The following is a 24645-nucleotide window of genomic DNA, read 5'->3' on the forward strand; positions in this document are numbered from 1 at the left end:
GCGGCGCCCGTCGCGCACGGGTACGGGGAGACACCACGACATGAGGCTCGCGTTACGACGCGCCAAGGGGGCGAAGGGACTGCTCCTGGCGGCGGCCGGGGCGACCCTGGTGGCGACCGCCGCGCTGACCGGACTGAGCGCGTACAACGGTGACGTGGTCGCGTCCGGCACCGGCAGCGTGCTCGCCGCCGCCACCCCGGAGGAACGCTCGATCCTGGTCCGGGGACCCGCCGGCGGTTCGGCGGCGACGCTGCGGGAGCGAGACGCCGCCCTGCGGGCGCACGTCACGGCCGGCCTGACCGGCCTCGACCCGCGGATCACCGCCGCCGGCTTCGCCGCCGGCCGGCAGTTGCGCGGCGACATCGGTGCTGCGGAGCCCGACGAGGGTGGTGCCGCGTACGCCTCGGTGATGTTCCTCGACGACCTGGCCGCGCACGCCCGCCTCACCGCCGGCGCGTGGCCGCAGCCCGGGGCCACGCCCGTGCAGACCGCGCTGGCGGCGCCGGTCGCGGCGACCCTCGGCGTCGGCGTCGGCGACCGCATCCCGGTGACCGACGGCTTCACCGGCCGGGTCACCCAGGTCGGCGTGGTCGGCGTGTGGCAGCCGACCGACCCGGCGGACACCTACTGGCGGCTGGCCCCCGAGGTGGCCAGCGGCACGCTGCCGGGCTCGGCGACGTACGGGCCGCTGACCGTGCACCGCGACGACTTCGACGCCCACTTCCGGACCAACGCCTCCGCCGGGTGGCTGGTCGAGCCCGACCTGAGCGGGGTCACCGCCGGCGCCGGGCTGGACCGGTTGGCCGGCACCGCCGGGCAGGTCGCCGCCGGGGCGCCGGAGGCCGCCGGGCTCGGCGACTCCGGCACCGCCATCACCGCCCTCGACGACCTGGCCCAACGTGTGCAACGGGCCACCCTGGTCGGGCGCTCCGCGCTGGTCACGCCGATGCTGCTGGTGGTGGTCCTCGGCGGGTACGCGCTGCTGCTGGTCGCGGTCCTGCTCACCGAGCACCGGCGCGCCGAGTCGGCGTTGCTGCGGGCCCGGGGCGCCGCCCGCTGGCAGTTGGTCGGGTTGACCGTCCGGGAGGCCGCCCTGGTCGTCGTGCCGGCCGCCGCGCTGGCCCCGCCGCTGGCCGGCTGGCTGCTGTCGTACGCCGACCGGGTGCCCGCGCTGGCCGCGTTGTCACTGCGCCCGAGCGGGTCCGCCACGCTCTGGGTGGTCGCCGCCCTGGCCGCCGCCGGCTGCGCGCTGGCGATGGTGGCGCCGGCGCTGCGCCGCGGCGGCACCTACGTCGCCGACCAGGCCGCCCGTTCGCGGCCCAGCCGGCGCGGTGCGGTGCAGCGGGCCGGCGTCGACGTGTTGCTGGTCGCGTTGGCGGTGCTGGCCTGGTACCAGCTGCGGCAGTACTCCTCGCCGCTGTCGCGGGGCCGCTCCGGCGGCCTGGAGGTGGATCCGCTGCTGGCCGCGGCACCCACCATCGGTGTGCTGGCCGGCGCGGTGCTCGCCCTGCGGCTGCTGCCCCCGCTGACCCGGCTGGCCGAACGGTGGGTCGACCGCAAGCCGTGGACGGCGACGATCCTCGGCACCTGGCAGGCCGGGCGCCGGCCGCACGCCGGCCCGGTGCTGCTGCTCGCCCTCGCCGTCGCGGTGGGAACCCTCGCCTGGTGTCTCGCGGCCACCAGCGAACGGTCGCTGGCCGACCAGGCCAACCACCAGGTCGGTGCGGACCTGCGGTTGACCGAGGTCAACGGTTCGGCCCCCACCGGTCGGGCCGACCAGATCGCCGGGCTGCCCGGCACCCGGGCGGCCCTGGCCAGTTGGCGCGAACCGCTGCGGCTCGGCCCGGTGTCCGAACTGGGTTCCCTGGTGGCCCTCGACGCGGGGCAGGCCGACGGCGTGGTGCGGTTGCGTCCCGACCTGGCCGACTCCGGCGCACTGCGCGCTCTCGCCGAGGCGCGGGTCGACGCCGCCGTCACCGAGCTGCCGACCGGTGCCCGCCGGTTCACCGGCGAGGTGCTGATCGGGGTCTCCGGCCTGGAGAGCACGGTTCCGGTGCAGGTGCACGCGGTGCTCGTCGATCCGCACGGCGGGCACCGCGAGGTGTCGTTGGGGGCCCCGCGCGACGGTGAGCCGATGCGCTTCGCCGTCGACCTGCCCGCCGGCTCGGATCCGCCGCGGCTGGCCGGGTTCACCGTGGAGACGGTCGCCCAGCAGGGGATGGCCCTCGAGGTGTCCCTGCGGGACCTGCGCAGCAGCGCGGACGACTCTCCCGGCACGCCGGTGGACCTGGGCGCCGACGACTGGCGGTGGGTCGACCGGGAGGGGTCCGGGGCCGACGTGCGGGCCGCCGGGGCGACCCTGTCGGTCCGGTGGCTGTGGGACGACACCAGCATCGGCACCCGCGCCACGCCGGTGCGGATGGCCGTCGTACGGGGTGAGCCGACCGGGCCGGTGCCGGTGCTGGCCACCCCGTCGGCGCTGGACTCGCTGCGGACGAAGGTCGGTACGCTGACCCGCCTCTACCTGGCCGGGGCCGAGGTCGAGGTGAAGGTCGTCGGTGTCGTCGACTCCGTGCCCGGCGGCACCGAACCGGGGGCGCTGCTCGCCGACCTGCCGTCGCTGAGCAGCCGCCTGCTGTACGACCGCGGCATCACCCGCGACCCGCAGCAGTGGTGGCTGTCGGTCGACCCGGACGAACGGACGGCCGCGTCCGACGCGGCGGTGGCGCTCGGTGGGCTGGCCGTGGCCGACCGGCAGGTCCTGGCCGGCGAGCTGGCCGGTGACCCGTTCGGCGTCGGCGCCCGGGGGGCGTTGTTCGCCGCCGCGCTGGCCGCGGTGCTGCTCGCCGCCGTCGGGGTCGCCGTCGACGTCAGCGCCACCGCCCGGCGGCGGGCCACCGAACTGGCCGTGCTGCACACCCTCGGCGCCGGACACCGCCTGGTGGCCCGTTCCCTGCTGGCCGAACAGGCGTTCCTCGCCGGGCTGGGGGTGCTGGTCGGTCTCCTGGTCGGTGTCGGGGTGGCTGCGACCATGGCGCCGCTGGTCATCCTGACCCCGTCGGCGGACCGGCCCATCCCGACGCCGTTGCTCCAGATCGACTGGACCCCGGTCGCGGCCACCGGCGCGGGCCTGCTGCTGCTGGCGCTGGCCTTCAGCGCCGGGTTGTCGTTGACGATGCGGCGGCGGCTGACCGCCACCCAACTGCGGATCGGGGGCGACCGGTGAGTGGGCCCCGCAGTCCTGAACGGAAGGTGGACCCGGTGAGCGCGGACAAGCGTGCGGACGGCGCGGCGTCGCGGGTCACGGCGACCTGGTGGCGGGCGGTACGCGGCGGGCCGGCGCGGCGGGTGCGGGCGTTCACCGGGCAGACCGGACTGCTGGCCGCACTCGCGCTGGTCGCGGCGCTGCTGCTCACCGCCGCCCCACGGCTGTCCAACGAGTACGCCGACCGGGGGCTGCGCGACGAGGTGACGGCGCTGCCGCACCTGTCCCGCGACCTGATCATCCAGCAGGAGTCGATCTCCGATGGGCGATCCACCGCAGACTTCGACGGCGGTCAGCGGGACCGGTTCGTCGGCAAGCTGCCCGGACCGCTGCCGGGCCTGGTCGGGCAGCGCTGGTACGGCGAGACGATCGCCCCGGAGTCGTTGGTCGCCACCGGTGACCAACCGCCGATGAACGGTGGCGCGCCGAAGCTGTTCGGTCTGGTGGCGCAGACCGGGATCACCGAGGCGGCGGACCTGCGGGCCGGTTCCTGGCCCCGCCCGGCGCCGGGTGGCCAGCCCACCCAGATCGCCGTGTCGCAGCGGGTCGCCGAGGTGCTGGCGCTGCGTCCGGGCACCGAGCTGCGGGTGAGCGGTACTGGCGTCGCCCCGCTGGTGGTCAGTGGCGTCTTCACGCCGAAGCGGGCCGGCGAGCCGGTCTGGGACGACCTGCGGCTGGCACTGGACCCGGTCCTGCCGATGAACGACGGGGAGCCGTACATCACGGCGGCGGTCACCGACGTCGCGGGCACCGCGACGGTGTCGGCGGCGACCGGCACGCCGGTGACCTACAGCTGGCGGCACCGCTTCGACGAGCGGCTGCTGAACACCGGGAATCTGGAGACGGTCATCACGGCGGTGGGCGACGCCCGGCGTACCGAATGGATGCCCTACTCGGTGGTGCAGACCGGTCTGGACGCCGCGCTGGCCCGCTTCGGCGGGCAACTCGCGTCGGTGCGGGCGTTGCTGGCGGTGGTGCAGACCGGGCTGGCCGTCAGCCTGCTCGGGCTGATCGTGCTGGCCGCCGGCGTCGGTGTGCGCCATCGCCGGGAGGAGTTGGCGCTGCTGCGCTCCCGGGGTGCGTCGGTGCCGACGATCGGCCGGCGGCTGCTCGCCGAGAGCGTGCTGGTGCTGCCCGCGGCGGTGTTCGCCGGTTGGCTGGTCGGCACCTGGGTTCCCGGTCGCGCCGCCGGGACCGGCTGGCTGGTGGTGGCGCTGGCGGTGTTCACCACCGGGGTGGTGGCGGTGCTGGGGATGCTCGACCAGCGGCACGTCACGTTCGCGGCCCGCCGGCAGGACCTGGCCCGGGCCCGGCCGTCGGCCCGCCGGTTGAGCACCGAGGTCGCCGTGGTGGTCGTCGCGGTGGCCGGGGTGGTGCTGCTGCGCCGCCGTGGCCTGGACACCGAGGACGGGGTCGACGTGTTCCTGGCGTCGGTGCCGGTGCTGGTGGCCGTGGCGGTGGCGCTGGTGGCGCTGCGGGTGCTGCCGTGGCCGTTGCGGCTGCTCGACCGGCTCGCCGGCCGGGCCCGGGGGGCGATGCTGTTCCTCGGCGCGGCCCGCGCCGGCCGCGGCTCTCCGGTGACCATCGGCCCGCTGGCGGTGCTGATCGTCGCGGTCAGCACCGGTGTGTTCAGCGCCGTGGTCACCACGACGGTCGATCGGGCCCGGGACCGGGCGGTCGACCTGGCGGTGCCCGCCGACGCGTGGCTGACCGGGTACGGGTTCACCCCGGACACCGGGGACCGGCTCTCCGGCGTCGCCGGGGTGGACGCGGTGGCCCGGGTGTGGACCGAGGGCAACCGGTCGTTGCTGACCGGCGCCGAGGCCGACGCCCGGACGATCGGGCAGGCGCGGGTCCTGGTGGTCGACGGGCCCGCCTTCGCCGAGGTGGTCCGGCGCAGCGGCGTCGACGTGCGGGTGCCGGCGGTGCTGTCGTCGGCCCGCCGCGGCGACGGCCCGGTGCCGGCGGTGGTCTCCTCCGCGGTGGCCGCCGACGTGGCCGGCGGCGCCGCGGCGGACGTGCAGAACCGGATCTTCCCGTTCACCGTGGCGGCCGTCGCCGACACCTTCCCCGGCCTGGGCACGGACGCGGAGCGGTTCGTGGTGCTGCCCTGGCAGGCGCTGCCCGAGTACGTGGACACCCCGGTGATCCCGAACCGGTTCCTGCTGGCCGGGGACGGCATCGCGCGGGCGGAGCTGCTGCGGGTCGCCGACGACGCGCAGCGGGAGCGGCAGGCCGCGGTGCTGGGCCGCGAGGTGGCCGAGCCGGAGCAACCCGCCGCGCTGGACACGTGGCAGGCGCGCCGGCAGGCACTGGAGAGCAGCGGCGCCAACCAGGTGCTCACGCTGGCGTTCCTGGTCGGGGCGTTCGGCGGCACCGCCCTGGCCGTGCTCGCGGTGGGCTTCGCGGTGGTCGCCGACGCCCGCGGTCGGGGGCGGACGCTGTCCCGGTTGCGGACCATGGGCCTGTCCGGTGGGCAGGGCCGCAACCTGCTGGTGTACGAACTGGTGCCGCTGGTCGGGGCGGCCGCCCTGGCCGGCGGGGCGGTGGGGGTGGTGCTGCCGCGGCTGCTCGGCGGCACGCTCGGGCTGTCCACGTTCACCCCGGGCGTGACGCCCCGCGCCCACCTGGATCCGCTGGTCGTGGGCGGGGTGCTGGGGCTGGTGGTGCTGGGGCTGCTGGCCGGGCTGACGGTCGAGAATCTGGCGAACCGGCGGATGCGCCTCGGTGAGGTGCTCCGCGTGGGAGAGGAGAACTGATGACCCTCGTCGAGAACGCGCCGGACCTGGCGAGCCTGCAACGGCGGGCCGCCGAGCGGGCCGCCGCCCGCGCCGGCGGCTCCGACCGGTTGCGCGGGCACATCGTCTGCGACGGCCTGGTACGGATCTTCACCACCGAGGGGGTGGAGGTCGTCGCGTTGCAGGGCCTGGACCTGGTGGTGGACCGCGGTGAGCTGCTGGCCATCGTCGGGGCGTCCGGCTCGGGCAAGTCCACCGTGCTCAACATCCTGTCCGGGCTGGACGTGCCGACCGCCGGGATCGCCCGGGTCGCCGGCTACGACCTGCTGACCATGTCGGCGAAGAAGCGGCTGGCCTACCGGCGGCACACCGTCGGGTTCGTGTGGCAGCAGACCGGGCGCAACCTGCTGCCGTACCTGTCGGCGCAGGAGAACGTGGAGCTGCCGATGCGCCTGGCGGGCCGGCGTGGCCGGGCGGTGCGCCAGCGGGCGGCGCACCTGTTGGAGATGGTCGGCGTCGGGTACTGCGCGCAGCGCCGGCCCGGTCAGATGAGCGGCGGTGAGCAGCAGCGCTGCGCCATCGCGGTGGCGGTCGCCAACGACCCGGAGGTGCTCTTCGCCGACGAGCCGACCGGGGAGCTGGACGAGGCGACCGCCGGTGAGGTGTTCGCCGCGCTGCGGTCGATCAACGCGGAGCTGGGTGTCACGATCGTCGTGGTCACCCACGATCCGCAGGTGGCCTCGCAGGTCCGCCGGACCGTCGCGATCCGCGACGGCCGGACCGCCTCGGAGGTACGCCGGTCGGCGCGGGTCGGCGCCGACGGCGTCGAGGAGATGGTCACCGAGGAGTACGCGGTGCTGGACCGAGCCGGTCGGATGCAGCTGCCGTCGGCGTTCGTCGACGCCCTGGCGCTGCGGGACCGGGTGCGGTTGACGTTGGAACCCGACCACGTGCAGGTGCGCTCCGGCGACGACGAGGAGGACAAGTGAGCAGCGACGACCTGGTACGGGTGACGGGGGTCAGCCGGGACTACCGCACCAGCGGGCAGGTGGTGCACGCCGTCCGGGAGGTGTCGTTCACCGCCGGCCGGGGTGAGCTGGTGGCGGTCCGGGGACGGTCGGGCGCCGGGAAGACCACCCTGCTGAACATGGTCGGTGGCCTGGACCGGCCCACCGCCGGGCGGATCGACGTCGCCGGGCACGAGGTGACCGCCGCCGGCGAGCGGGAACTGCTGGCACTGCGCCGCGACACCATCGGGTTCGTGTTCCAGTCGTTCGGGCTGATCCCGATCCTGTCCGCGGCGGAGAACGTGGGGGTGCCGATGCGGCTGGCGAAGGTGCCGGCCGCCGAGCGGGAGCAGAGGGTGGCGGTGCTGCTGGAGATGGTCGGGTTGGGTGGGCACGCCGCGCAGCGCCCGTACGAGATGTCCGGCGGGCAGCAGCAGCGGGTGGCCATCGCCCGGGCGCTGGCCAACGATCCGCCGTTGCTGATCGCCGACGAGCCGACCGGCCAGCTGGACTCCGAGACCGGCCGGGCGGTGATGGACCTGCTGCGGGCGCTGGTGAACGAGCGGGGGATGACCGCGCTGGTGGCCACCCACGACCCGACGCTGGTGGAGCTGGCCGACCGGGTGCTGGTGCTGCGCGACGGACGGATGGTGCAGGAGGCCGCCTCGGTCGCGGCCTGATCAGTACGGGTCGCCGCAGACCCGCCAGCCGCCGCTCTCCTTGATCACCGACAGTTCCCGCTGCTCGGTGCCGCCGGTGTCGCGGGTCAGCCGGACCGTCACGGTGCCCTCGGGGCGGCCCCGGCTGGTCGCCACCGACACGTCGACGATCTCGTAGTCGTCGACCAGCGGCGGGGTGCGGACCCAACTGGTGAACCCGATCGGGCTCCACCGGGTGCGGGTGTCGGCGCACAACCGGTCGTACGCGCCGTCGGTGTCGCCGGCGGCCACCGAACGCAGGAACCCGTCGGCGGTCTCCCGCACCGGACCGCTGGCCTGGGTGACCACCTGCACGTTCCAGGCACCCAGCCCGGCGACCCCCACGCAGCACAGCGCCACGCCGATCCCGGCGAACACCAGGCCGGCGCGGACCGGCCGGTGCCGTCGGGCCGGCCGGCTCCACCGCTGCTCAGCGCCCACCCGTCGACCGTAGGCAACGGGCCGTCCCGCGCGCAGGAAGTCGGCCCTGTCGCCGGTGCCGCGCCATCGTCTACCGTCGGCGCACACACCCTGTTCCACCCGTGTCAGGAGCCGACCGAGATGAGCCGCTTCGTGCAGCCGGTGCCCGCCCCCGACGACCCGTACACCGGTGACCGGCTGCTGCGCTCCTGGCTGGAGCGGCAGCTCGGCCCGGCCGGGCACGCCGCCGCGAAGGGACGCCTGGCCGACCTGGCGGCCGACGTGGTCGGGCCGCTGCGCGCCGCGCACGCCGACGCGGAGGCGCACCCGCCGAGGCTGGTCCGCTACGACGGGTGGGGCGCCCGGGTGGACCGGATCGACACCTCCCCCGGGTGGCGGGCGCAGCGGGCCGCCGCCGCCCGGCACGCGGTGGTCGCGCTGCCCTACCTGGATTCGGCGCGCGGCACGTGGGGGGCGGCCGCGCGGGTCGTGCAGCACGCGCTGCTGCACCTGTACGGGCCGGAGTCGGCGACGTTCTCCTGCCCGGTGGCGATGGCCGACGGCGCGGCGGCGCTGCTGAGCATGCCGGAGGTCGACGCGGCCGTGCGGGACGCGTGGCTGCCCCGGCTGATCTCCACCGACCCGGACACGGCGATCACCAGTGGGCAGTGGATGACCGAGGCGCAGGGCGGCTCGGACCTGGGCCGGTCCACCACCGTGGGCCGGCCGGCGGCGGACGGGTCGTGGCGGTTGTCCGGGGAGAAGTGGTTCTGTTCCGCGGCGGACGCGGCCATGGCGGTGGCCCTGGCCCGGCCGGAGGGCGCCGGGCGGGGCAGCCGGGTCCTCGCCCCGTTCCTGGTGCCCCGCTACGCCGCCGATTCGCCGCTGGCCGGCGCCCTGGCACCGGACGCGCCGGCCCCCGGCGTGACGGTGCACCGGCTCAAGGACAAGCTGGGCACCCGCGCCCTGCCGACCGCCGAGATCGGGTTGCGCGACGCGTACGCGCTGCCGCTGGGTGATCCGGCGGTGCCCGGCCTGGTGCGGGCGATGACGCTGGTGGTGGTGACCCGGGTGCACAACGCGGCCGCGGCGGCCGGGGGGATGCGGCGGGGGCTGGCGTACGCCCGCGGCTACGCCGAGGCCCGGCACGTCGCCGGCGGGCCGCTGTCGACCAACCCGCTGCACCGGGCCACCCTGGGCGCGCTCGCGGTGGACTCCGCCGGGGCGTTCGTCCTGGCCGGGCACGCGTTCGCGCTGCTCGGCCGGGTCGAGGTCGGCGCCGACCCGCAGGCCGCCGCGGAGCTGCGGATCGTGGCCCCGCTGGCGAAGCTGGCCACCGGCCGGTTGGCGGTGGCCTCGGCCGCCGAGTACGTGGAGAGCTTCGGCGGCGCGGGCTACGTGGAGGACACCGGGGTGCCCCGGCTGCTGCGCGACGCGCAGGTGCTGCCGATCTGGGAGGGCACCACCAACGTCCTGGCGGTGGACGTGCTGCGCGCGGTCAGTCGGGAGGACGCCGCCGGCCCGCTGCTGCGCCGCCTCGACGCCGCCGCCGACCTGGCCCGTCCGATGTCGCCGGCGCTCGCGGACACCCTCGCCGCCGTGGCCGGCGAGCTGCGCGAGGAGCTCGCGGCGGTGGCCGCCGACCCGGGCGCGGTCGCGGTCGTGGCCGGCGCGCGGGGGCTGGCGCTGCGCATGGCGTACGCGCTGACCGCCGCGCTGCTGGTCGAGCACGCCGCGTGGGGCGACGAGCAGGCGGAGCTGGCGGCCCGGTTGTGGGCCCGCCGGTGGCTGCGCCACGAGGACATCGCCGCCGACGCCCACCACCACCTGGACCTGCTCGGGTGACGGGTCAGCCGCGCCGGCGGGCGCGGGCGGCCCAGATGGCGTACGCCGGGTCCCGGTCGAGGTTGTGCCGGTCCCGGTCGTAGCGGCGGGTGGTGCGCGGGTCGGCGTGGCCCATGGCGTCCTGTACGTCCTCCAGGGGGACCCCCTCGGCGCGGGCGGTGGTGGCGAACGCGTGCCGCAGCGAGTGCGGCGACAGGCTCGCCCAGGCGGGGATCCCGGCGGCCCGGGCCAGCCGGCGCACCAGCCGGAACACCGAGTGCCGGTCCAACCGGGCGCCGCTGGCGGTGACCAGCAGTGGGCCGGTCAGCTGGTGCACCGCCACGCCCCGCGCCGCCGCCCGCTGCGCCAGGTACGCGTCCAGCGCGTACGCCGTGCCGGGGGTCAGCGCCCGTCGGCGGGCCTTGCCGCCCTTGCCGACGAACCGGATGCTGCGGTGGCCGCGTTCGGTGCCCAGGTCGGCCAGGTCGAGGGAGACCAGTTCCCCGACCCGTAGGCCCAGGTCGGCCAGCAGGGCGAGGGCGGCCCGGTTGCGGACCGCGGTCGAGCCGGTGTCGGCCTCGGCGGCGGCGAGCAGCGCGTCCACCTCGTCCGGGGTCAGGCCGACCGTCGCCGAGTGGTCCCGGTCGATGCGCGGCCGGTCCGCGCCGGCCACCGGATTGGCATCGACGGCGTGCAGTTTGACCAGGAAGTCGTACCAGCTGGACAGGGCGGACAGCCTGCGGGCGACGGTGGCCGGTGTCAACGGTCGGCCGCTGCGCGCCGCGAGGGTCGACTCCAGTGTGCGGGCGTACTCGTTGACGTGCAGGAAGTTCGCCCACAGGGGGTCGAGGTCGCGGGCCGCGCACCAGGTGAGCCACCCGGCGATGTCCCGCCGGTAGGCGTCGCGGGTGTGTGCCGACAGCCGCCGGTTGCGCAGCCACGCCTCGGTGAAGTCGCTCGGGGCGCCGGGCAGGGCCGGGCGGGCCGAGGATCGGGAACGCACCGGAGCGTCCGAGAAGAACATGTGAAAAAGGTTCTCAGTCTCCGGCGGGAAAGCGGTGGAGGCGCGCCCGATCGGCCGGCGGCAGCGCCTGGTCGCCGCATCGGGTGTGAATCGGCTGCGGCGGTCCCAAAAGAAAAGGCAAGGAGTCGGAACTCCCTGCCACTCCTAACGTATACCGCATACCGGGTCTTGCGGCAAGACCCGGTCGGTGCTGCAGAATCTCCAGCCGAAGCCAGAACCTGCGGAAATTGGTGTTTCGCGAAGTACGCGCTCTTCTGGCGGAATCGAGGGGGGATTCATGATCGATGTGATCGTGGCCGGCGGCGGACCGACCGGCCTGATGCTGGCCGGCGAGTTGCGGCTGCACGGCGTGGGTGTGGTCGTGCTGGAGAGGGAGACGCAGCCGACCAGGTTCGTCCGCGCGCTCGGCCTGCACGCGCGCACTGTCGAGGTGCTGGACCAGCGGGGCCTGCTGGAGCGCTTCCTCGCGCTCGGTCAGCAGTACCCCGTCGGTGGGTTCTTCGCCGCCATCACCAAGCCGTCGCCGGAGCGGCTGGACACCGCCCATCCGTACGTCCTGGGTATCCCGCAGACCACCACCGACCGCCTGCTGACCGAGCACGCCGTCGAGGTCGGCGCGGACCTCCGGCGCGGCTGCGAACTGGTCGGGCTGAGTCAGGACGACCACGGGGTGACCGTCGAGCTGGCCGACGGCACGCGGCTGCGCTCGCGCTACCTCGTCGGCTGCGACGGGGGCCGCAGCACGGTGCGCAAACTGCTCGGCGTCGGCTTTCCCGGTGAGCCCAGCAGGGTCGAGACGCTGCTGGGTGAGATGGAGGTGGCCGTGCCGCCGGAGACGGTCGCCGCCGTGGTGGCCGAGGTCCGTAGCCGGCACCTGATATTCGGCCTCGGACCCGTCGGCGACGGGGTGTACCGCGTCGTCGTGCCCGCGCGGGGGGTGGCCGAGGACCGCACGGTCCCGCCGACCATCGAGGACTTCCGGCAGCAGCTGCGGGAGTACGCCGGCATCGACTTCGGCGTGCACTCACCGCGCTGGCTGTCCCGCTTCGGCGACGCCACCCGGCTGGCCGAGCGCTACCGGACCGGCCGGGTGCTACTGGCCGGCGACGCGGCGCACATCCATCCGCCGACCGGCGGGCAGGGCCTCAACCTCGGCATCCAGGACGCGTTCAACCTGGGCTGGAAACTGGCCGCCGAGGTCGCCGGCTGGGCCCCGCGGGGACTGCTGGACAGCTACCACGCCGAACGGCATCCGGTGGCCGCCGACGTGCTGGACAACACCCGGGCGCAGATGGAGCTACTCTCCCCCGAACCGGGCCCCCGGGCGGTGCGCCGGCTGGTGGCGGAGCTGATGGACTTCGAGGACGTCAACCGGCACCTGATCGAGAAGGTCACCGCACTCGGGGTCCGCTACGACCTCGGGGCGGGACACGACCTGCTCGGCCGGCACCTGCGGGACGTACGACTGAAGCGGGGCCGCCTCTACGAACTGCTGCGCGGTGGGCGGGGACTGCTGCTGGACCAGACCGGACGGCTCTCGGTGGCCGGCTGGGCCGACCGGGTCGACCACGTCGTCGACGTGAGCGAGGACCTGGACGTGCCCGCGGTGCTGCTGCGGCCGGACGGCCACGTGGCGTGGGCCGGTGATGAACAGCAGGACCTGCTCGGTGCACTGCCCCGGTGGTTCGGCGCCGCCGCTTCGGCGTGTGCCGCCGTGTCCTGAGTGGGCCGTCGCGGCAGCGGGCGGGACGCCCCGTTCGAGGGGTCTGTCCCGCCCGTTCGCGGATGGTCAGGCGTTGAGCTGCCGGTGGCCGTTGCCGCTGGCGCCGGCGGTGACGGTGACCCGGCGGGGCTTGGCCCGCTCGGCCACCGGGATCCGCAGGGTCAGGACACCGTTGTCGTACCCGGCCTCCAGCTGGTCGGTGTCCAGCGTGTCGCCGAGGAAGAGTTGCCGGGTGAAGGTGCCCATCGGTCGCTCGGCGGCGACGAGTTCGACGCGCTCGCCGGTGGGCCGGCGGCGCTCCGCGCGGACGGTGAGCACGTTGCGCTCGACGGTGCAGTCGATGCTGTCCGGGTCCACCCCGGGAAGGTCGAACGCGGCGTAGAAGTAGTCACCGTCGCGGTAGGCGTCCAGGTGCATCATCGCCGGCCTGGCCGCGGTGCCGAAGAACTGCTCGGCGAGCCGGTCGATCTCACGGAACGGGTCGGTGCGCATCAGCATTGTCCTGCCTCCTCGGGTCTCCTGGCCGAAGAACTCGGGTTGAGCCGGGTCGACTCAACTTCCTCCTCGTTTTTAGCGCGCTTCGCGGCGGGCGTCAACTCCTGCCGCCCCCGTCCCCGGGGGCGTCGCGGGCCGAGGTCAGCGGCGGGTCGGCAGGATCGGAATGAGGACGGCGGCCACCGCGAGGTGCATCGCCGCGAGGGAGAACTTCGCGCCGGTGGACGCCTCCACGCCGAGCAGGGGGAACAGTGACACCAGGGCCACGACGGCGGCCAGGACGGTCCAGATCAGGGTGGCCCGACGTCCGGCGAATCGCTCCAGGACGGCCAGCGCGGCCCAGCCCACCAGGGACGCGCCGAGGGAGACCACGACCACCGGGGCCAGACCCAGTTCCATCGCGGGGCGGCCGGGGGACGTCACCGTCCAGTCCACTCCGGCCAGCGAGCCGATCACCCAGATCAGGACGCAGGACGCGACGGCGGCCAGCACGCCGAGGGCGCGCCGGCGGGCGGACGAGGTGGTGGGCTGCGCGGTGGCGGTCACGGACACTCCTCGGTCGGGGAACTCGGCGGAAGTGACCGTAACAGATAGTCCCACACAAGACCATCTGCTATCGGATCAGCAGCCGATTCGCCCGCCCGACCCGCACGGCCCCGCGCCGGAGAGGCGGCCGGTGACCAGGCCCCACAGCGTCCGCAGCAGCGCCTCCCGCTCCGCCGCCGGCAGCCCGGCGAGCACGTCCTGCTGGATCCGGCCGGCGATCTGCTGCGCCCGGTCGAGAACCGCGAGACCCTGCTCGGTGACCTCCACCAGGCGGGCCCGCCGATCGGTCGGCGACGGCCGGCGCCGGGCCAGACCCGCCGCCTCCAACTGGTCGAGGGTCACCACCATGGTGGTCTTGTCGATGCCACACGCCTCGCCGATCTGCCGCTGGGTCAGCTCACCCGCGCGGGCCCGCAGCAGCACGTGGTAGTCCCGGGGTGAGATCCCCAGTTCCGCCAGCCCGGCGGCGTGCTCGGCCACCAGGGCATGGCTGGCCGAGGAGAGCAGGAACATCAGGTCGGGACCGCTACCCGGCGCGCACGTGGACATCCCTTGAGGTTAACAAGACGATCCGAAACGGGATCGTCCTCACCTCAATCGATCAGCCGGTGCGCCAGTAGACTCCCTGCTCCCGGCTGAGCAGAGCCTCGTCGATCAGATACCGGCGCAGCGTCACGTGATCCGACGCGCCGCCGGCACACCATCCGCGCAGCGTGTCGTCGACCGCCCGCTCCGGGTACCGCACCCCCGGCTCGAACGACGTGGCGATGTGCGCGAGCAGGACCCGGCGGCGGCCACGCTGGGCCGGCAGGCCGACCAGGACACCGTCGCGCAGGAAGGTCCGCAGGACCCGCTCCCCCGCGTCCACCGGCCCCGCGTCCGGTGCCGGCGGCCCGGCCGCGGCCTCCCGCAGCCAGTCACCGTCGACCCGCAGGTCACCGTCGACGCCGGTGACCACGCCCGCGTCGGCCAGCCGCCGCAGCGCGGTGACCACCTCGCGGGCGGTCAACCCGGTCCGGGCCGCGACCGCCGCCCGGTCCGCGGCCCCCAGCACGACCGCCCCGAAAACCCGCCGCCGTCCGTCGTCGGCGAGCGCCCCCGCCAGCACCTGCGCAGTCATGCCGGTCACCCTGCCAGCGGCGTACGCGCACCGCCAGCCGATATCCGCGCCCTACAACGGGTGGCCGGTGGTGGCGTCGACGTGCGCGGGAACCGGGTCGTGCCGGTCGCCGACGCTGGAGGTCCCGGACGGCTCGAACATCAGGATCGACGCCCCCCGCGCCGAGGAGGGCCGGTGCTCCACGCCCCGGGGCACGACGTGCACCGCGCCCCGGGGCAGGACCACCTCCCGCTCGGCGCCGTCCGGCCCGTCGCGCAGGGAGATGCGCAGCTCACCGTCGAGCACCAGGAAGAACTCGTCGGTGTCGTGGTGGGCGTGCCAGACGTGCTCCCCGGCCACCTTCGCGATGCGTACGTCGTAGTCGTTGACCCTGGTCACGATGCGTGGGCTCCACAACTGGTCGAACGCCGCCAGCGCGGTCGCCAGGTGGATCGGCTCATTCCCCATCGGACCATCCTGCCCCGTCGACGGCCGACCGGGGACCCCGCCGGCCCCGTCATTCTCCGACGGGGCCGCCGGCCACCTCGACCACGACGTCCAGGTGCCCGGTGTGCCGCGCGTACTCCTGGACCAGGTGGAACAACACCCGCTCCAGCGACGCCGGGGCGGCGCCCTCCCACCGCGGACCCGGCGCGCCGTAGGCGTCCAGGTCGGCGGCCGTCACCACAGCGCGGGTATGCGCGCCCTGGGCCCGCAGCGCCGCGATCAGCCCGGCCCTGGTCTCCGTCGGCGTCACCTGCCACCGGCCGTCGCGCCAGTCCCCCCACGGCTGGTCGACCTCGCGGCCCTGGAACCCCCACTCGATCCAGCGCAGCTCCACGTGCCGCAGGTGCTTCACCAGCTCCAGCGGCGTCCAGGCTGACGGGAGCCGGCTGCGACGCGCCTCCGCCTCCGGCAACGCCGCGACCTTGGCGATCACCGTCTCGCGGAAGAAGTCCAGGTAGCGCAGGAACACCTCGGCACGACCGTCGGCCGGCAGGGTCGGGGAGGGAAAAGTCAGGCTCACCAGGCCATTGTGCGCACCCCGCCGATCATGGAACACCCGCCCGGCGCTGCGACCCACCAGGACATGCGGCAGAGTGACAGCCGCGAGGCGCGCTCCCCGGCGCGCCGGGGAAGGGAGGCGGTGACCGTGGAGGGTCCGCGCGGCGTGATGTTCCCTCGTACCGGCGAGGGCCGCAGCACATCCGCCCTCGGCCGGGCGGTCGTCGCCGACGCGCTGCGCGCCGTCGACCCGGTCGGCGCCCGCGCCGTCGAGCACGAGACGGACTGGCGGCACGGCTACCTCGGACACTTCCGCCGCCTCGTCGAGGCCGGGCTGCTCTCCCGCACGGCGGCGCTCACCATCGCCCGGGACGGGCTGGCGTCACTGCACACCCGGATGACCGTCGTCGCCGACGACGGCACGGAGACACCGCTGAACGACCTGTTCAACGCACCCGTGCGGGACGAGCCGCTGGCCACCGCCACCGTCACCGGCGACGGGGCGGTGGAACGGGAGTTCTCCCTGCCGTACCGGGGCGAGCGCCTGCGCGGCGACGCCCTGCGCCGGCGGCTCGACGCCTGGGTGGACGCCGGCGTGATCGAGCCGTCCTGCGCGCAGGCGGTCGGCGCGGTCCTGGCCAACCCGGACTGGCTGGACCTGCGCGACCAGCGGATGGTGGTGCTCGGCGCGGGTGCCGAGATGGGCCCGCTGCCGTCGGTGCTGCGCTGGGGCGGCGACGTGGTCGCCGTCGACCTGCCCCGACCGGAGATCTGGCGGCGGCTGTTGCAGACCGCCCGCCGCCACGGCGGACGCCTGCACCTGCCGGTGCCGGCCGGCACCAGCGCCGACGATCCCGCCCTGGCCACCCGCGCGGGCGCCGACCTGCTGCACCGCCTGCCCCAGGTCGCCCGGTGGCTCACCGGCGTCGAGGGGCGGCTGGTGCTGGGCAACTACGTCTACGCCGACGGGGCCACCAACGTCCGGGTCGCCACCGCCGTCGACGCCCTCACCGCGCACCTGCGCGGGCAACGCGACGACGTCGCACTGGCGTTCCTGGCCACCCCCACCGACGTGTACGCGGTGCCCGCCGACGCGGTCCGGCACGCCGAACAGGGCTACGCCCGCCGTGGCGCCGCGCGCCGCGCGCTGCGCGTCGTGTCCGGCGGCCGGCTGCTGCACCGCAACTACCCGCCGGAGGCCGACCCCGGGGTGAACGACAGCCTCGTCCCGCAGCAGGGCCCCAACTACGCCCTGGCCAAGCGCCTGCAACGGTGGCGGGCGGCGGTCACCCGGGACACCGGCGCGGTCGTGTCGTTCACCGTCGCGCCGCCGACGCGGACCCGCTCGGTGGTCCGCAACCGGGCGCTGGCCGCCGCGTACGCCGGCGCGCACCGCTTCGGCATCGAGGTGTTCGAGCCGGCCACCAGCAACACCCTGATGGCCGCGCTGCTCGTGCACGACCTGCGCACCGGCGGCGGCCCGACCCATGAGCAACCCTGGCAGGACGAGGCGTACGCGGCGGCGCACGGCGGACTGTGGCGGGTGCCGTACGCCCCGCGCAGCGCCCTGGGCCTGGCCGTGCTGCTCGGCCTCGGTGGCGCGCGGACCTGACCCCACGCGGTGGTCCGGTGACGGCCGGGACCGCCGACGGATCGGCGGCCCCGGCCGTGCTCCCCGCTAGCCGGTGACGGACCGTTCGAGCAGGGTGCGGTGCCGGATCATCCACCCGGCGGCACGAGCCCGCCAGGCCAGTGCCCACAACGGCGCCGGATCGGTCGAGTCCGGGGTGATGCCGGCGCTGACGGCCTCGGCGGAACAGTCCCGGATCGCGAACTCGATCATCCTGCTGACCAGCCCCCGCCGATCGGGGCGGGGCAGCTGGTAGCCGTCGAGGAACAGCCGCAGCTGCCCGGCGCGGGTAGCCGCGTCGGGCAGGCCGTGACGTTCCGCGACGTCGTCGTCGTGCAGCTGTGCGTGCCACCACGCGGCGGCGACGACCTCGTCGAGACGCTCGACCGGTCCCGCCAGGGTCCAGTCGATGAACGCCACCGGTCTGCCGTCCCGGGCGACGGTGTGCCACGGTCCGGCGTCGCAGTGGCCGATCACCGAATCTGGTCCCTGGTGGTGCATCCACCAGCGTTGCCAGGTCACGTCCGGCGGGGGCCGGAAGCTGGCCGTGGCGGTGTGCAGGTCACGGAGCAACGCGCCGACCTGCCCGATGGCCTCGTCGGACCATGCGTGAGGGTGGGCGATGCTGCCGTCGACGTAGGTCAACACCTCGTTGCCGTCGGCGTCGAACCCGTCGCCGACCACCCGCGGGGAGCCGGCGAATCCGACCTCCTCGAGGTGCCGGAGCAGGGTGTGGACCGTACCGGTCCACGGTCGGGCGGGACGCTTGATCGTCCCGCCGGAACGGATGACGTGACTTGGTCCGCCTTCAGCCGCCGTGAGCGGCTCGAAGGACGATGCGGAAACCACGATTTCTCCTCGTGTCAGCGCGACAGGCGGTGATATGACGCCGAACGACGGCGTCCGGAGCTGGCGGCGCGGAGCGGCCGCGGCCAGCGGGACCGCTACGAGGCGAGGAGCGCGTACGTCACCGGCAGGGTGCCTGCCGGCGGGTGCGGCGACCGTTCAGATCGCGGCGAGCTCACCCGGCGTAGCGGTGACAGCCATCTCGCGGGAAACCATGCACATCATCGGGACCTCCTCGACGGGCCGGAGACCGAAGGCTAGCGAACCGCCCGCGCCGTCACCAGCGAGTTTCGTCCCCGTCGCGGGAAACGACCTCGGTCGCCCGGGCGGGGTACCCGTCCTGGCCGGGAACCTCGTAGCGGCATCGCACCCGCTGACCGGGGGCCAGACTCCGGTACTCACCCGGTGCCGCGACGACCGCGCTGAAGTGGACCCACACGGTCAGGTCGGCACGGTCGAGGACGACGGTCCCCCAGCCCTCTTCCTCGTGCCAGGTCGCCACCACGCCGGTGTCCCGCGGATCCTGCTCGCCCACCCTCCCACCGTACTCATCCGGATCGGCCGCGGCGGCCCGCCGAGGCCAAGCGACCGGGGCTGTTACCGTCGTCCGTCGTGGACCTGGCAGACGACCTGCACCTGGCGCTGGAGACGTCGGACCTGGCGGCGCGTCTCGCGCTCGCCCACTTCGAGTCCGGTGTCTCGGCGACGCTGAAGGCCGACGGCACGCCGGTCACGGAGGCCGACCGGGCAGTCGAGCGGTTGTTCCGGGAGACCTTGTCGGCGGCGCGGCCGGCGGACGCCCTCCTCGGCGAGGAGTTCGGTCGGCGCGGTGAGTCCGATCGTGTGTGGATCATCGACCCGGTGGACGGCACGTCGTTCTTCAGTCGACATGACCCGAACTGGCGTGTCCAGCTCGCGCTGGAGGTCGCCGGGCGCACCGAGATCGCGGTGGTCACCGCTCCTGCGCTGCGCCGCTGCTGGTGGGCGACCCGGGGTGGCGGGTCTTTCGAGTCGTCCTGGCCGCGCGAGGACGCACGCGTAATGCGCCTCGAGGTCAGCACGACCTCGACAGTGGCCGAGGCTCGGCTCCAGGCTCTGGACGTGTCGTCCAGAGCCCGTCGTCCTCCGGACGGGTGGCACGCGCCGGCGAGCCCACTCCCGCTCGTCGAGCTTGTGCGGGGCGAGGTCGACGCCTTCCTGGTCGAGCGTTACCACATCTGGGATCACGCGCCATGGATTCTTCTCGTCCAGGAGGCCGGCGGCCGTTTCACCGATCGCACCGGAGGGATGGGCGGCGACCAGGGCGGGGGGCTGTACTCGAACGCCAACCTGCACGGTCAGCTACTCACCGCGCTCGGGTACCCGACGCGTCCCTGACCGCCCCCGCCGTGGTCAGGCCACGCAGAACTCGTTGCCCTCCAGGTCGTGCATGGTCACCCCGTAATGGTCCATTCCGGGTTCGGCCAGCACCCGGACGACGGTGGCGCCGAGCCCGGTCAGCCGCTCGACCTCGGTGTCGACCCGCTTCCGACGTTCCAGGAGCGTTGCCGATCGATCGGTGACCCTGACATCCAGATGTAGTCGGTTCTCACCACCTTGGCCTCGGGGGCATATGGCAAGAAAAGGACTCCTGCCCGAGTTGGTCAGGGCAGCCTTCGGAAACCAAGTGCCGATCGATCTTGGTCTCGGGGCGGCCTATGGCGGCGGAAGAGCCTGCTTTAGGGTGAAGCCATGACGTCGATCAAGAAGTTCCAGGTCACTTTCGACTGCAAGGAGCCTGGGCGCGTCGCTCGATTCTGGTGCGAGGTGTTGGGGTACGTCTTGCCGCCCCCACCGAAGGGGTTTGCCAGCTGGGAGGACTACAACCTCGCCCTGCCGTCCGAGCAGCGGGACGCATGGTCGGCCTGCATCGACCCCAACGGCGTCGGCCCGCGACTGTTCTTTCAGCGCGTCCCAGAAGGCAAAGTCGTAAAAAATCGGCTGCATCTCGATGTGCGGACCGGCGCCGGGCTCGTGGGCGCCGAGCGCCTGGCCGTACTTGAGGCCGAAGGCGCACGGCTGATCGCGCTCGGGGCGACACCTGTGCTGCTGCAGCATGCCGATGAGGAAAACGAGTCGTGCTACACGCTCCAGGACATCGAAGGCAACGAGTTCTGCTTGGACTAAGTGCCGCACATGCCGGCTTCGCAGTCGACCGGTGCAGTTCACCATCGCGCGATCCGGGTGCGGAATCCGACAATCTCCGGTCCGGCAAGCGCGATTTCAAGGATTGTTGAATCGAGGAAGCCCGAGGATCAGGCGACGCAGAATTCGTTGCCTTCCGGTTCGGCCATCGTGACCCATGCATGTAGCCCCTGCCGGCCATCCCACAGCTTCATCGCACCACGAGCGATCAGCTTCGCGACCACCTGAGGGAGGTTCTCGGCCCCGCCCCGAATGTCGAAGTGCAGCCGGTTGTGTCGCCGCACCGATTCGGGATCGTCGTCTCTTGGTTCACGAACTCTCCCCTCGGGGACCGGCTGGAACCAGATCCGTGGCCCGAGGCCGTCCGGGGCGACGATGGAGTCCACGTCGTCGTCGGTCATCTCCTCCAGCTCGTCCGCCGGCACGCCGAGGGGGAGGTAGTACACCTTCCACCAAGCGTGGCCCGAGGGCGCCGGTTCACGCACCTAGCCGAGCGCCCCCGCCCAGAACACGGCCTGCCGGGCCGGGTCGGCACAGTCGATGACAAGCTGAAAACGTACGCCCATCGGACGAACCTAACGCGCGCCCGTTGCCGGGGTGAGCCCGTCGGTCAGCGATAGTCGGCGAAGATCCGGCGTTGCACCCCGTCGACGGTGACCGGGCCGCCGTGCGGAAGGATCCACTGAGGTCGGGTGTGACCGAACGGGACGCCGACGCAGACGACTGCCCCCGGGTTGTAGCGGGCCACCACGTCGACGACGGTGTCCCGCTGCTGCTGCCGCAGCCGTGCCCGTTCCGCCGCAGCGGGACGGCGGTGAAAGTCGGAGACCGGCGGACGGGCCACCAGGACCGCATCGACCGCGCCGAGGACTCCACGCTCGCCAAGTGCGCGGACGATCCAGCCGACTTCTCGTGCCGGAAGCAACTCCTCGGACGTCTCCACGATCAGCACCCCGCCCCGCAGTACCTCCGCGGGGAACCGAAAGCGTCCCGCCGTCAGGATCCACTGGAGGACCTCCAGGCAACCACCCCAGGTGGCGCCGGTGACGACCCGGCGTGGCCCGTACCAGTCCCACGGCTGCGTCGGCTCGCGTTCACCGAAGGACTCCAACGCCCGCGGATCGGCCCAGTCGATCCCGACGTCCTCGGACTCGCCCGGATCGGTGATCTCCAGCCGCTCCCCGGTGAGTAACGCCGCCCGCAGCGACCGGGCGTGAATGTCGTCCACGGCCGGCCCGGGGCCGAGGTGCACCTGGGAGGACCCCCCGTAGAAGCTGGCGATGCCGAGACCCCAGAGCCAGTGGTGCAGATTGGTGTTGTCGCTGGTTCCCAGGAACGGCTTCGGATCGGCGCGGGCCAGGTTCGCGTCCAGATGCGGGATGACGGTGATCTGGTCCTCGCCTCCGACGACGGCGAGAATCCCGCGCACCCGGGGATCCGCGAAGGCGGCGTTGACGTCCGCCGCACGCGCTGCCGGGCTGGCACCCACCTCGCGGGTGGTGGGGTATTCCACCGGAACGAGGCCGGTCACCTCGGCGAGGCGCCGCATGGCCTGCTCGTGGATCTCCGGAAAGGCACCGGCCGCCGCGAAGGACGGCGAGAGGACCGCGATGTGGTCGCCCGGGCGCGCCTTGCGCGGACGGACGAGATCGTGCTCCATACGGAGATCCAACAGGTCCGTCGCTCCGTGCGCATCCCCATTCGATGCACCGGCTCTGGGACCCGGCACGGGACGGTCCGCTGTCCTGCGGATAGCGGGAGTCGAGATCCCTATCCAGACTGGGCCGTTGCCTTACGGAGTTCGCTCAGCCACTCGACGCCGAGCCGGTGGCCGTCGGGGAACTGGTCGCCGCGATCCCAGCGCCACGCCGTGATCATCGCCAGCATGAGCGACCGGCAATCTCCGAGCAGCTGGCGATCGACGTTCGGGTAGTGGTCTGCCACCTCGTCGGGCGCGTGGGCCAGGTCGAACTCGATCGGCCCCCGGCAGCACGTCTCGAAGTCGATGAAGAGCGGTCCGGTCCGGGTCGACAGCAGGTTGCCCGGATGGGGCTCGCCGTGCAGGAGTTGCTCGCGATGGCCGCTCTCGCTGACCGCTCGCCGCATGCGGTCCAACGTGCCGGCGAGGAAGACCCGGTCCGGGTCAGCCAGTTCCGGTGTCCGGGCCTGGTCGTTCACGAGTCTCTGGGCCTCGGAAACTCGTTCCGTGAAGTGCGGGGCGGGCAGGTCGACCCGACGCATTCCGGCGTGCAGACGTTCGAGCGCGCCGGCGTACTCCGCGTCGGGGATCGCTTGGGTGGTCACCGGTTCGTAGTAGGCCCACAGGGTGACCAGGTAGTCGTCCCGGACAAGGACCTCGGACGATTCCAGCGCGGCCACCGGGCTCCCCACCTCGGCCAGCCGCTGAGCGACATCCACTTCAAACTGGACGCCCCGGTGTGCCGACGGCGCCACCCGGGCCAGCACGTCGCACGGCTGCAGACGCAGGGTGAGCTTGTTCGAGTTGTGCAGGACGACGGCGTCGTGGGCGGTCAGGCCGAGCAATGAAGCGCTCGACATGGCTGCCTGCGTCGCCCGCTGAGTCTCGTACGCCTGCATTGGAGCACCGTAGCTCAGGGTTCGTGGCCCGATCGGCCCTCGAATGCCGCCACGATCCGGGAAACGACGGCGGCATCCGCGACGGCACGCAGGTCGCGGAGTTGACCGGCCTGCTCGCCCTGGTCGGCCGCATCCCGGCGCCCACTGCGGCCGCCCATCTCCGGACACATCGGCCGTGAGGCTCGCTCACGGCCTGGCGATGCCGGGCTTATGCCTCACGGAACACCCGTCGAGACGCTGCTCCTCCTGCCCGCCGAGGGCACGACCGACGAGCCGTTCGTGGAACAACAGGATCGGCTGACACTGATGCCGCTGATCGTCATCCCGGTTGATGGGAGGGAACCCGCAGGCATCGCAGCGCGTCAACGGGCGTGCCGTTCCAGTCGCACACGATGTGCCGCAGCTGCGGTCAACGACACGGATGGTGCCCGCTCCGGCGGTGGTCATCGGGGTTCTCCCGCGATCCGGCTGGTCGCCGCAGCCGCACGGTTCGAGAACACCTTGAGATAGTTGTCGATCTCGGCCAGCACGGCCGCCTTGCCCGGATCGTCGAGGAACGAGAACCGCACGGCCTGGCGAGCCAGCTCAGCGACGCCGTGCTCGTCCAGGTCGAGCAGGTCTGCGGCCACCTGGTATTCCCGGTTCAGCGTGGTGGAGAACATGGGCGGGTCGTCGGAGTTGATGGTGACCGGCACACCCGCGGCCACCAGCTGCGGCAGCGGATGCTCGGCCAGCGACGCTACCGAGCGGGTACAGGCGTTGGAGGTCGGGCACACCTCCAGGGCGATGTCGTGCTCGCGGAGGTGCTCCATCAGCTTGGGGTCGCGGGCGGCGGCGATGCCGTGGCCGATGCGTTCCGCGCCGAGGTGGCGCACGGCGTCCCAGACGGTCTGCGGACCGGTTGACTCGCCGGCGTGCGGGACGCTGTGCAGCCCGGCCGCGCGGGCGGCGGCGAAGTGGGCGGTGTACCGGGCGCGGGCGATTCCCTCCTCCGGGCCGCCCAGCCCGAAGCTGACCAGCCCCTCCGGGCGCTGCTTGAGCGCCACGTCGAGCGTGACGTCCGCGCCCGTCATCGTGGGCTCGCCCGGGATGTCGAAGCACCAGCGCAGCTGAATGCTGTGGTCGCGGGCGGCCCGAAGCCGAGCGTCCTCCACCGCCTCGCAGTACTCCTCGGCCGGGATGCCCCGCACGATCGACGAGTACGGGGTCAGCGTCAGCTCGGCATACCGCACGGACTGGGCGGCAAGACCGGCACCGATGTCGTAGGTCAGCGTGGCCACATCCTCGGCGTCGCGAATCAGGTCCACCACCGACAGGTACACCTGAATGAAGTGCGCGAAGTCAGTGAACGTGAAGTACCCGGCCAGCAAGGCCGGGTCGGCCGGCACGGACGTGGTTCCGGCATACCGCTCGGCCAGGCGAGCCACGGTCTGCGGTGTTGCCGACCCGACGTGGTGGACGTGCAGTTCCACCTTGGGTAGCCCGGTAATGAAGTCAGTCAGGTCCATTGCCATCTGTACGACCCCCACAGTGCGAGCTATCC

24 protein-coding genes are annotated in these 24645 nt (G+C 73.6%); 9 read left to right on the forward strand and 15 right to left on the reverse strand.

Going from position 1 to position 24645, the window contains the following annotated elements:
- Window positions 1-40: 40 nt before the first annotated feature.
- Genes D7223_RS24130 through D7223_RS24145 form a run of 4 tightly spaced genes read left to right on the forward strand, consistent with a single transcriptional unit; the run spans window position 41 to window position 7690 of the window.
- Complete coding sequence (locus D7223_RS24130) at window positions 41-3226, forward strand: FtsX-like permease family protein (protein ID WP_120730726.1); 3186 nt, start codon at window positions 41-43, stop codon at window positions 3224-3226.
- A 35-nt stretch (window positions 3227-3261) separates the two neighbouring features.
- On the forward strand, window positions 3262-6024 hold the full coding sequence (locus tag D7223_RS24135; protein WP_120730727.1) for an ABC transporter permease: 2763 nt from the start codon (window positions 3262-3264) through the stop codon (window positions 6022-6024).
- Window positions 6024-6992 (forward strand): ABC transporter ATP-binding protein, encoded by a 969-nt coding sequence (locus D7223_RS24140; RefSeq protein ID WP_120730728.1) that lies wholly within the window; start codon window positions 6024-6026, stop codon window positions 6990-6992. Before D7223_RS24135 ends, D7223_RS24140 begins: the two co-directional genes overlap by 1 nt.
- Window positions 6989-7690 (forward strand): ABC transporter ATP-binding protein, encoded by a 702-nt coding sequence (locus D7223_RS24145; RefSeq protein WP_120730729.1) that lies wholly within the window; start codon window positions 6989-6991, stop codon window positions 7688-7690. The genes D7223_RS24140 and D7223_RS24145 overlap by 4 nt, the downstream gene beginning before the upstream one ends.
- Here the strand turns inward: D7223_RS24145 and D7223_RS24150 are convergent, their stop codons facing one another.
- A complete protein-coding gene (locus D7223_RS24150) occupies window positions 7691-8149 on the reverse strand; it encodes an Rv0361 family membrane protein (protein WP_120730730.1) in 459 nt (152 codons plus the stop codon). It lies immediately after the preceding gene.
- Between the two features lie 120 nt (window positions 8150-8269).
- Between D7223_RS24150 and D7223_RS24155 the strand changes: the two genes are divergently transcribed.
- Complete coding sequence (locus D7223_RS24155; protein WP_120730731.1) at window positions 8270-9973, forward strand: acyl-CoA dehydrogenase family protein; 1704 nt, start codon at window positions 8270-8272, stop codon at window positions 9971-9973.
- 4 nt (window positions 9974-9977) lie between these two features.
- Here the strand turns inward: D7223_RS24155 and D7223_RS24160 are convergent, their stop codons facing one another.
- Window positions 9978-10976, reverse strand: a complete 999-nt coding sequence (locus D7223_RS24160) for a tyrosine-type recombinase/integrase (RefSeq protein ID WP_120730732.1) — start codon at window positions 10974-10976, stop codon at window positions 9978-9980.
- A 277-nt stretch (window positions 10977-11253) separates the two neighbouring features.
- On the opposite strand from D7223_RS24160, the gene rox reads away from it, so the two are divergent.
- Window positions 11254-12699 carry a rifampin monooxygenase gene (rox, locus tag D7223_RS24165; protein ID WP_120730733.1) on the forward strand — a complete coding sequence of 482 codons (1446 nt, stop codon included), beginning with the start codon at window positions 11254-11256 and terminating at the stop codon, window positions 12697-12699.
- Window positions 12700-12765: 66 nt separating this feature from the next.
- Here rox and D7223_RS24170 read toward each other — a convergent pair whose 3' ends face one another.
- The 6 genes from D7223_RS24170 to D7223_RS24195 all read right to left on the reverse strand — a co-directional run bounded on the left by D7223_RS24170 (window position 12766) and on the right by D7223_RS24195 (window position 15866).
- The gene (locus tag D7223_RS24170) at window positions 12766-13197 is read right to left on the reverse strand and encodes an Hsp20/alpha crystallin family protein (RefSeq protein ID WP_120730734.1); all 432 of its coding nucleotides are present in this window, start codon (window positions 13195-13197) and stop codon (window positions 12766-12768) included.
- Between the two features lie 138 nt (window positions 13198-13335).
- Complete coding sequence (locus D7223_RS33710) at window positions 13336-13740, reverse strand: DUF6069 family protein (protein WP_222622260.1); 405 nt, start codon at window positions 13738-13740, stop codon at window positions 13336-13338.
- A gap of 75 nt (window positions 13741-13815) precedes the next feature.
- A complete protein-coding gene (locus D7223_RS24180; RefSeq protein WP_120730736.1) occupies window positions 13816-14289 on the reverse strand; it encodes a MarR family winged helix-turn-helix transcriptional regulator in 474 nt (157 codons plus the stop codon).
- A gap of 52 nt (window positions 14290-14341) precedes the next feature.
- On the reverse strand, window positions 14342-14860 hold the full coding sequence (locus D7223_RS24185) for a DUF2087 domain-containing protein (protein ID WP_120730841.1): 519 nt from the start codon (window positions 14858-14860) through the stop codon (window positions 14342-14344).
- Window positions 14861-14911: 51 nt separating this feature from the next.
- Window positions 14912-15307 (reverse strand): cupin domain-containing protein, encoded by a 396-nt coding sequence (locus D7223_RS24190; RefSeq protein WP_120730737.1) that lies wholly within the window; start codon window positions 15305-15307, stop codon window positions 14912-14914.
- Between the two features lie 49 nt (window positions 15308-15356).
- Complete coding sequence (locus tag D7223_RS24195) at window positions 15357-15866, reverse strand: DinB family protein (RefSeq protein ID WP_120730738.1); 510 nt, start codon at window positions 15864-15866, stop codon at window positions 15357-15359.
- Window positions 15867-15929: 63 nt separating this feature from the next.
- Between D7223_RS24195 and D7223_RS24200 the strand changes: the two genes are divergently transcribed.
- A complete protein-coding gene (locus D7223_RS24200; protein ID WP_238162185.1) occupies window positions 15930-17456 on the forward strand; it encodes a hypothetical protein in 1527 nt (508 codons plus the stop codon).
- 66 nt (window positions 17457-17522) lie between these two features.
- On the opposite strand, the gene D7223_RS24205 is transcribed toward D7223_RS24200, so the two are convergent.
- On the reverse strand, window positions 17523-18323 hold the full coding sequence (locus D7223_RS24205) for an aminoglycoside phosphotransferase family protein (RefSeq protein WP_120730739.1): 801 nt from the start codon (window positions 18321-18323) through the stop codon (window positions 17523-17525).
- Window positions 18324-18597: 274 nt separating this feature from the next.
- The gene (locus tag D7223_RS24210; RefSeq protein WP_202864691.1) at window positions 18598-18855 is read right to left on the reverse strand and encodes a S1 domain-containing protein; all 258 of its coding nucleotides are present in this window, start codon (window positions 18853-18855) and stop codon (window positions 18598-18600) included.
- 77 nt (window positions 18856-18932) lie between these two features.
- Here D7223_RS24210 and D7223_RS24215 point away from each other — a divergent pair, with 77 nt between their 5' ends.
- Complete coding sequence (locus tag D7223_RS24215; RefSeq protein ID WP_158610926.1) at window positions 18933-19697, forward strand: inositol monophosphatase family protein; 765 nt, start codon at window positions 18933-18935, stop codon at window positions 19695-19697.
- A gap of 15 nt (window positions 19698-19712) precedes the next feature.
- Here the strand turns inward: D7223_RS24215 and D7223_RS34340 are convergent, their stop codons facing one another.
- The gene (locus D7223_RS34340; RefSeq protein ID WP_158610929.1) at window positions 19713-19994 is read right to left on the reverse strand and encodes a VOC family protein; all 282 of its coding nucleotides are present in this window, start codon (window positions 19992-19994) and stop codon (window positions 19713-19715) included.
- Window positions 19995-20051: 57 nt separating this feature from the next.
- Between D7223_RS34340 and D7223_RS24220 the strand changes: the two genes are divergently transcribed.
- On the forward strand, window positions 20052-20486 hold the full coding sequence (locus D7223_RS24220; RefSeq protein WP_120730741.1) for a VOC family protein: 435 nt from the start codon (window positions 20052-20054) through the stop codon (window positions 20484-20486).
- 128 nt (window positions 20487-20614) lie between these two features.
- Here the strand turns inward: D7223_RS24220 and D7223_RS24225 are convergent, their stop codons facing one another.
- The 4 genes from D7223_RS24225 to D7223_RS24240 all read right to left on the reverse strand — a co-directional run bounded on the left by D7223_RS24225 (window position 20615) and on the right by D7223_RS24240 (window position 24616).
- Window positions 20615-20950 carry a VOC family protein gene (locus D7223_RS24225; RefSeq protein ID WP_202864692.1) on the reverse strand — a complete coding sequence of 112 codons (336 nt, stop codon included), beginning with the start codon at window positions 20948-20950 and terminating at the stop codon, window positions 20615-20617.
- A 164-nt stretch (window positions 20951-21114) separates the two neighbouring features.
- The gene (locus tag D7223_RS24230; RefSeq protein ID WP_120730742.1) at window positions 21115-22164 is read right to left on the reverse strand and encodes an LD-carboxypeptidase; all 1050 of its coding nucleotides are present in this window, start codon (window positions 22162-22164) and stop codon (window positions 21115-21117) included.
- 110 nt (window positions 22165-22274) lie between these two features.
- Window positions 22275-23102, reverse strand: coding sequence for an aminoglycoside phosphotransferase family protein (locus tag D7223_RS24235; protein ID WP_120730743.1), 828 nt, complete (start codon window positions 23100-23102; stop codon window positions 22275-22277).
- Between the two features lie 443 nt (window positions 23103-23545).
- Window positions 23546-24616 (reverse strand): adenosine deaminase, encoded by a 1071-nt coding sequence (locus tag D7223_RS24240; RefSeq protein ID WP_120730844.1) that lies wholly within the window; start codon window positions 24614-24616, stop codon window positions 23546-23548.
- Window positions 24617-24645 lie beyond the last annotated feature (29 nt).

The sequence above is a fragment of the Micromonospora endolithica genome (assembly GCF_003626595.1).
Lineage (GTDB): Bacteria > Actinomycetota > Actinomycetes > Mycobacteriales > Micromonosporaceae > Micromonospora > Micromonospora endolithica.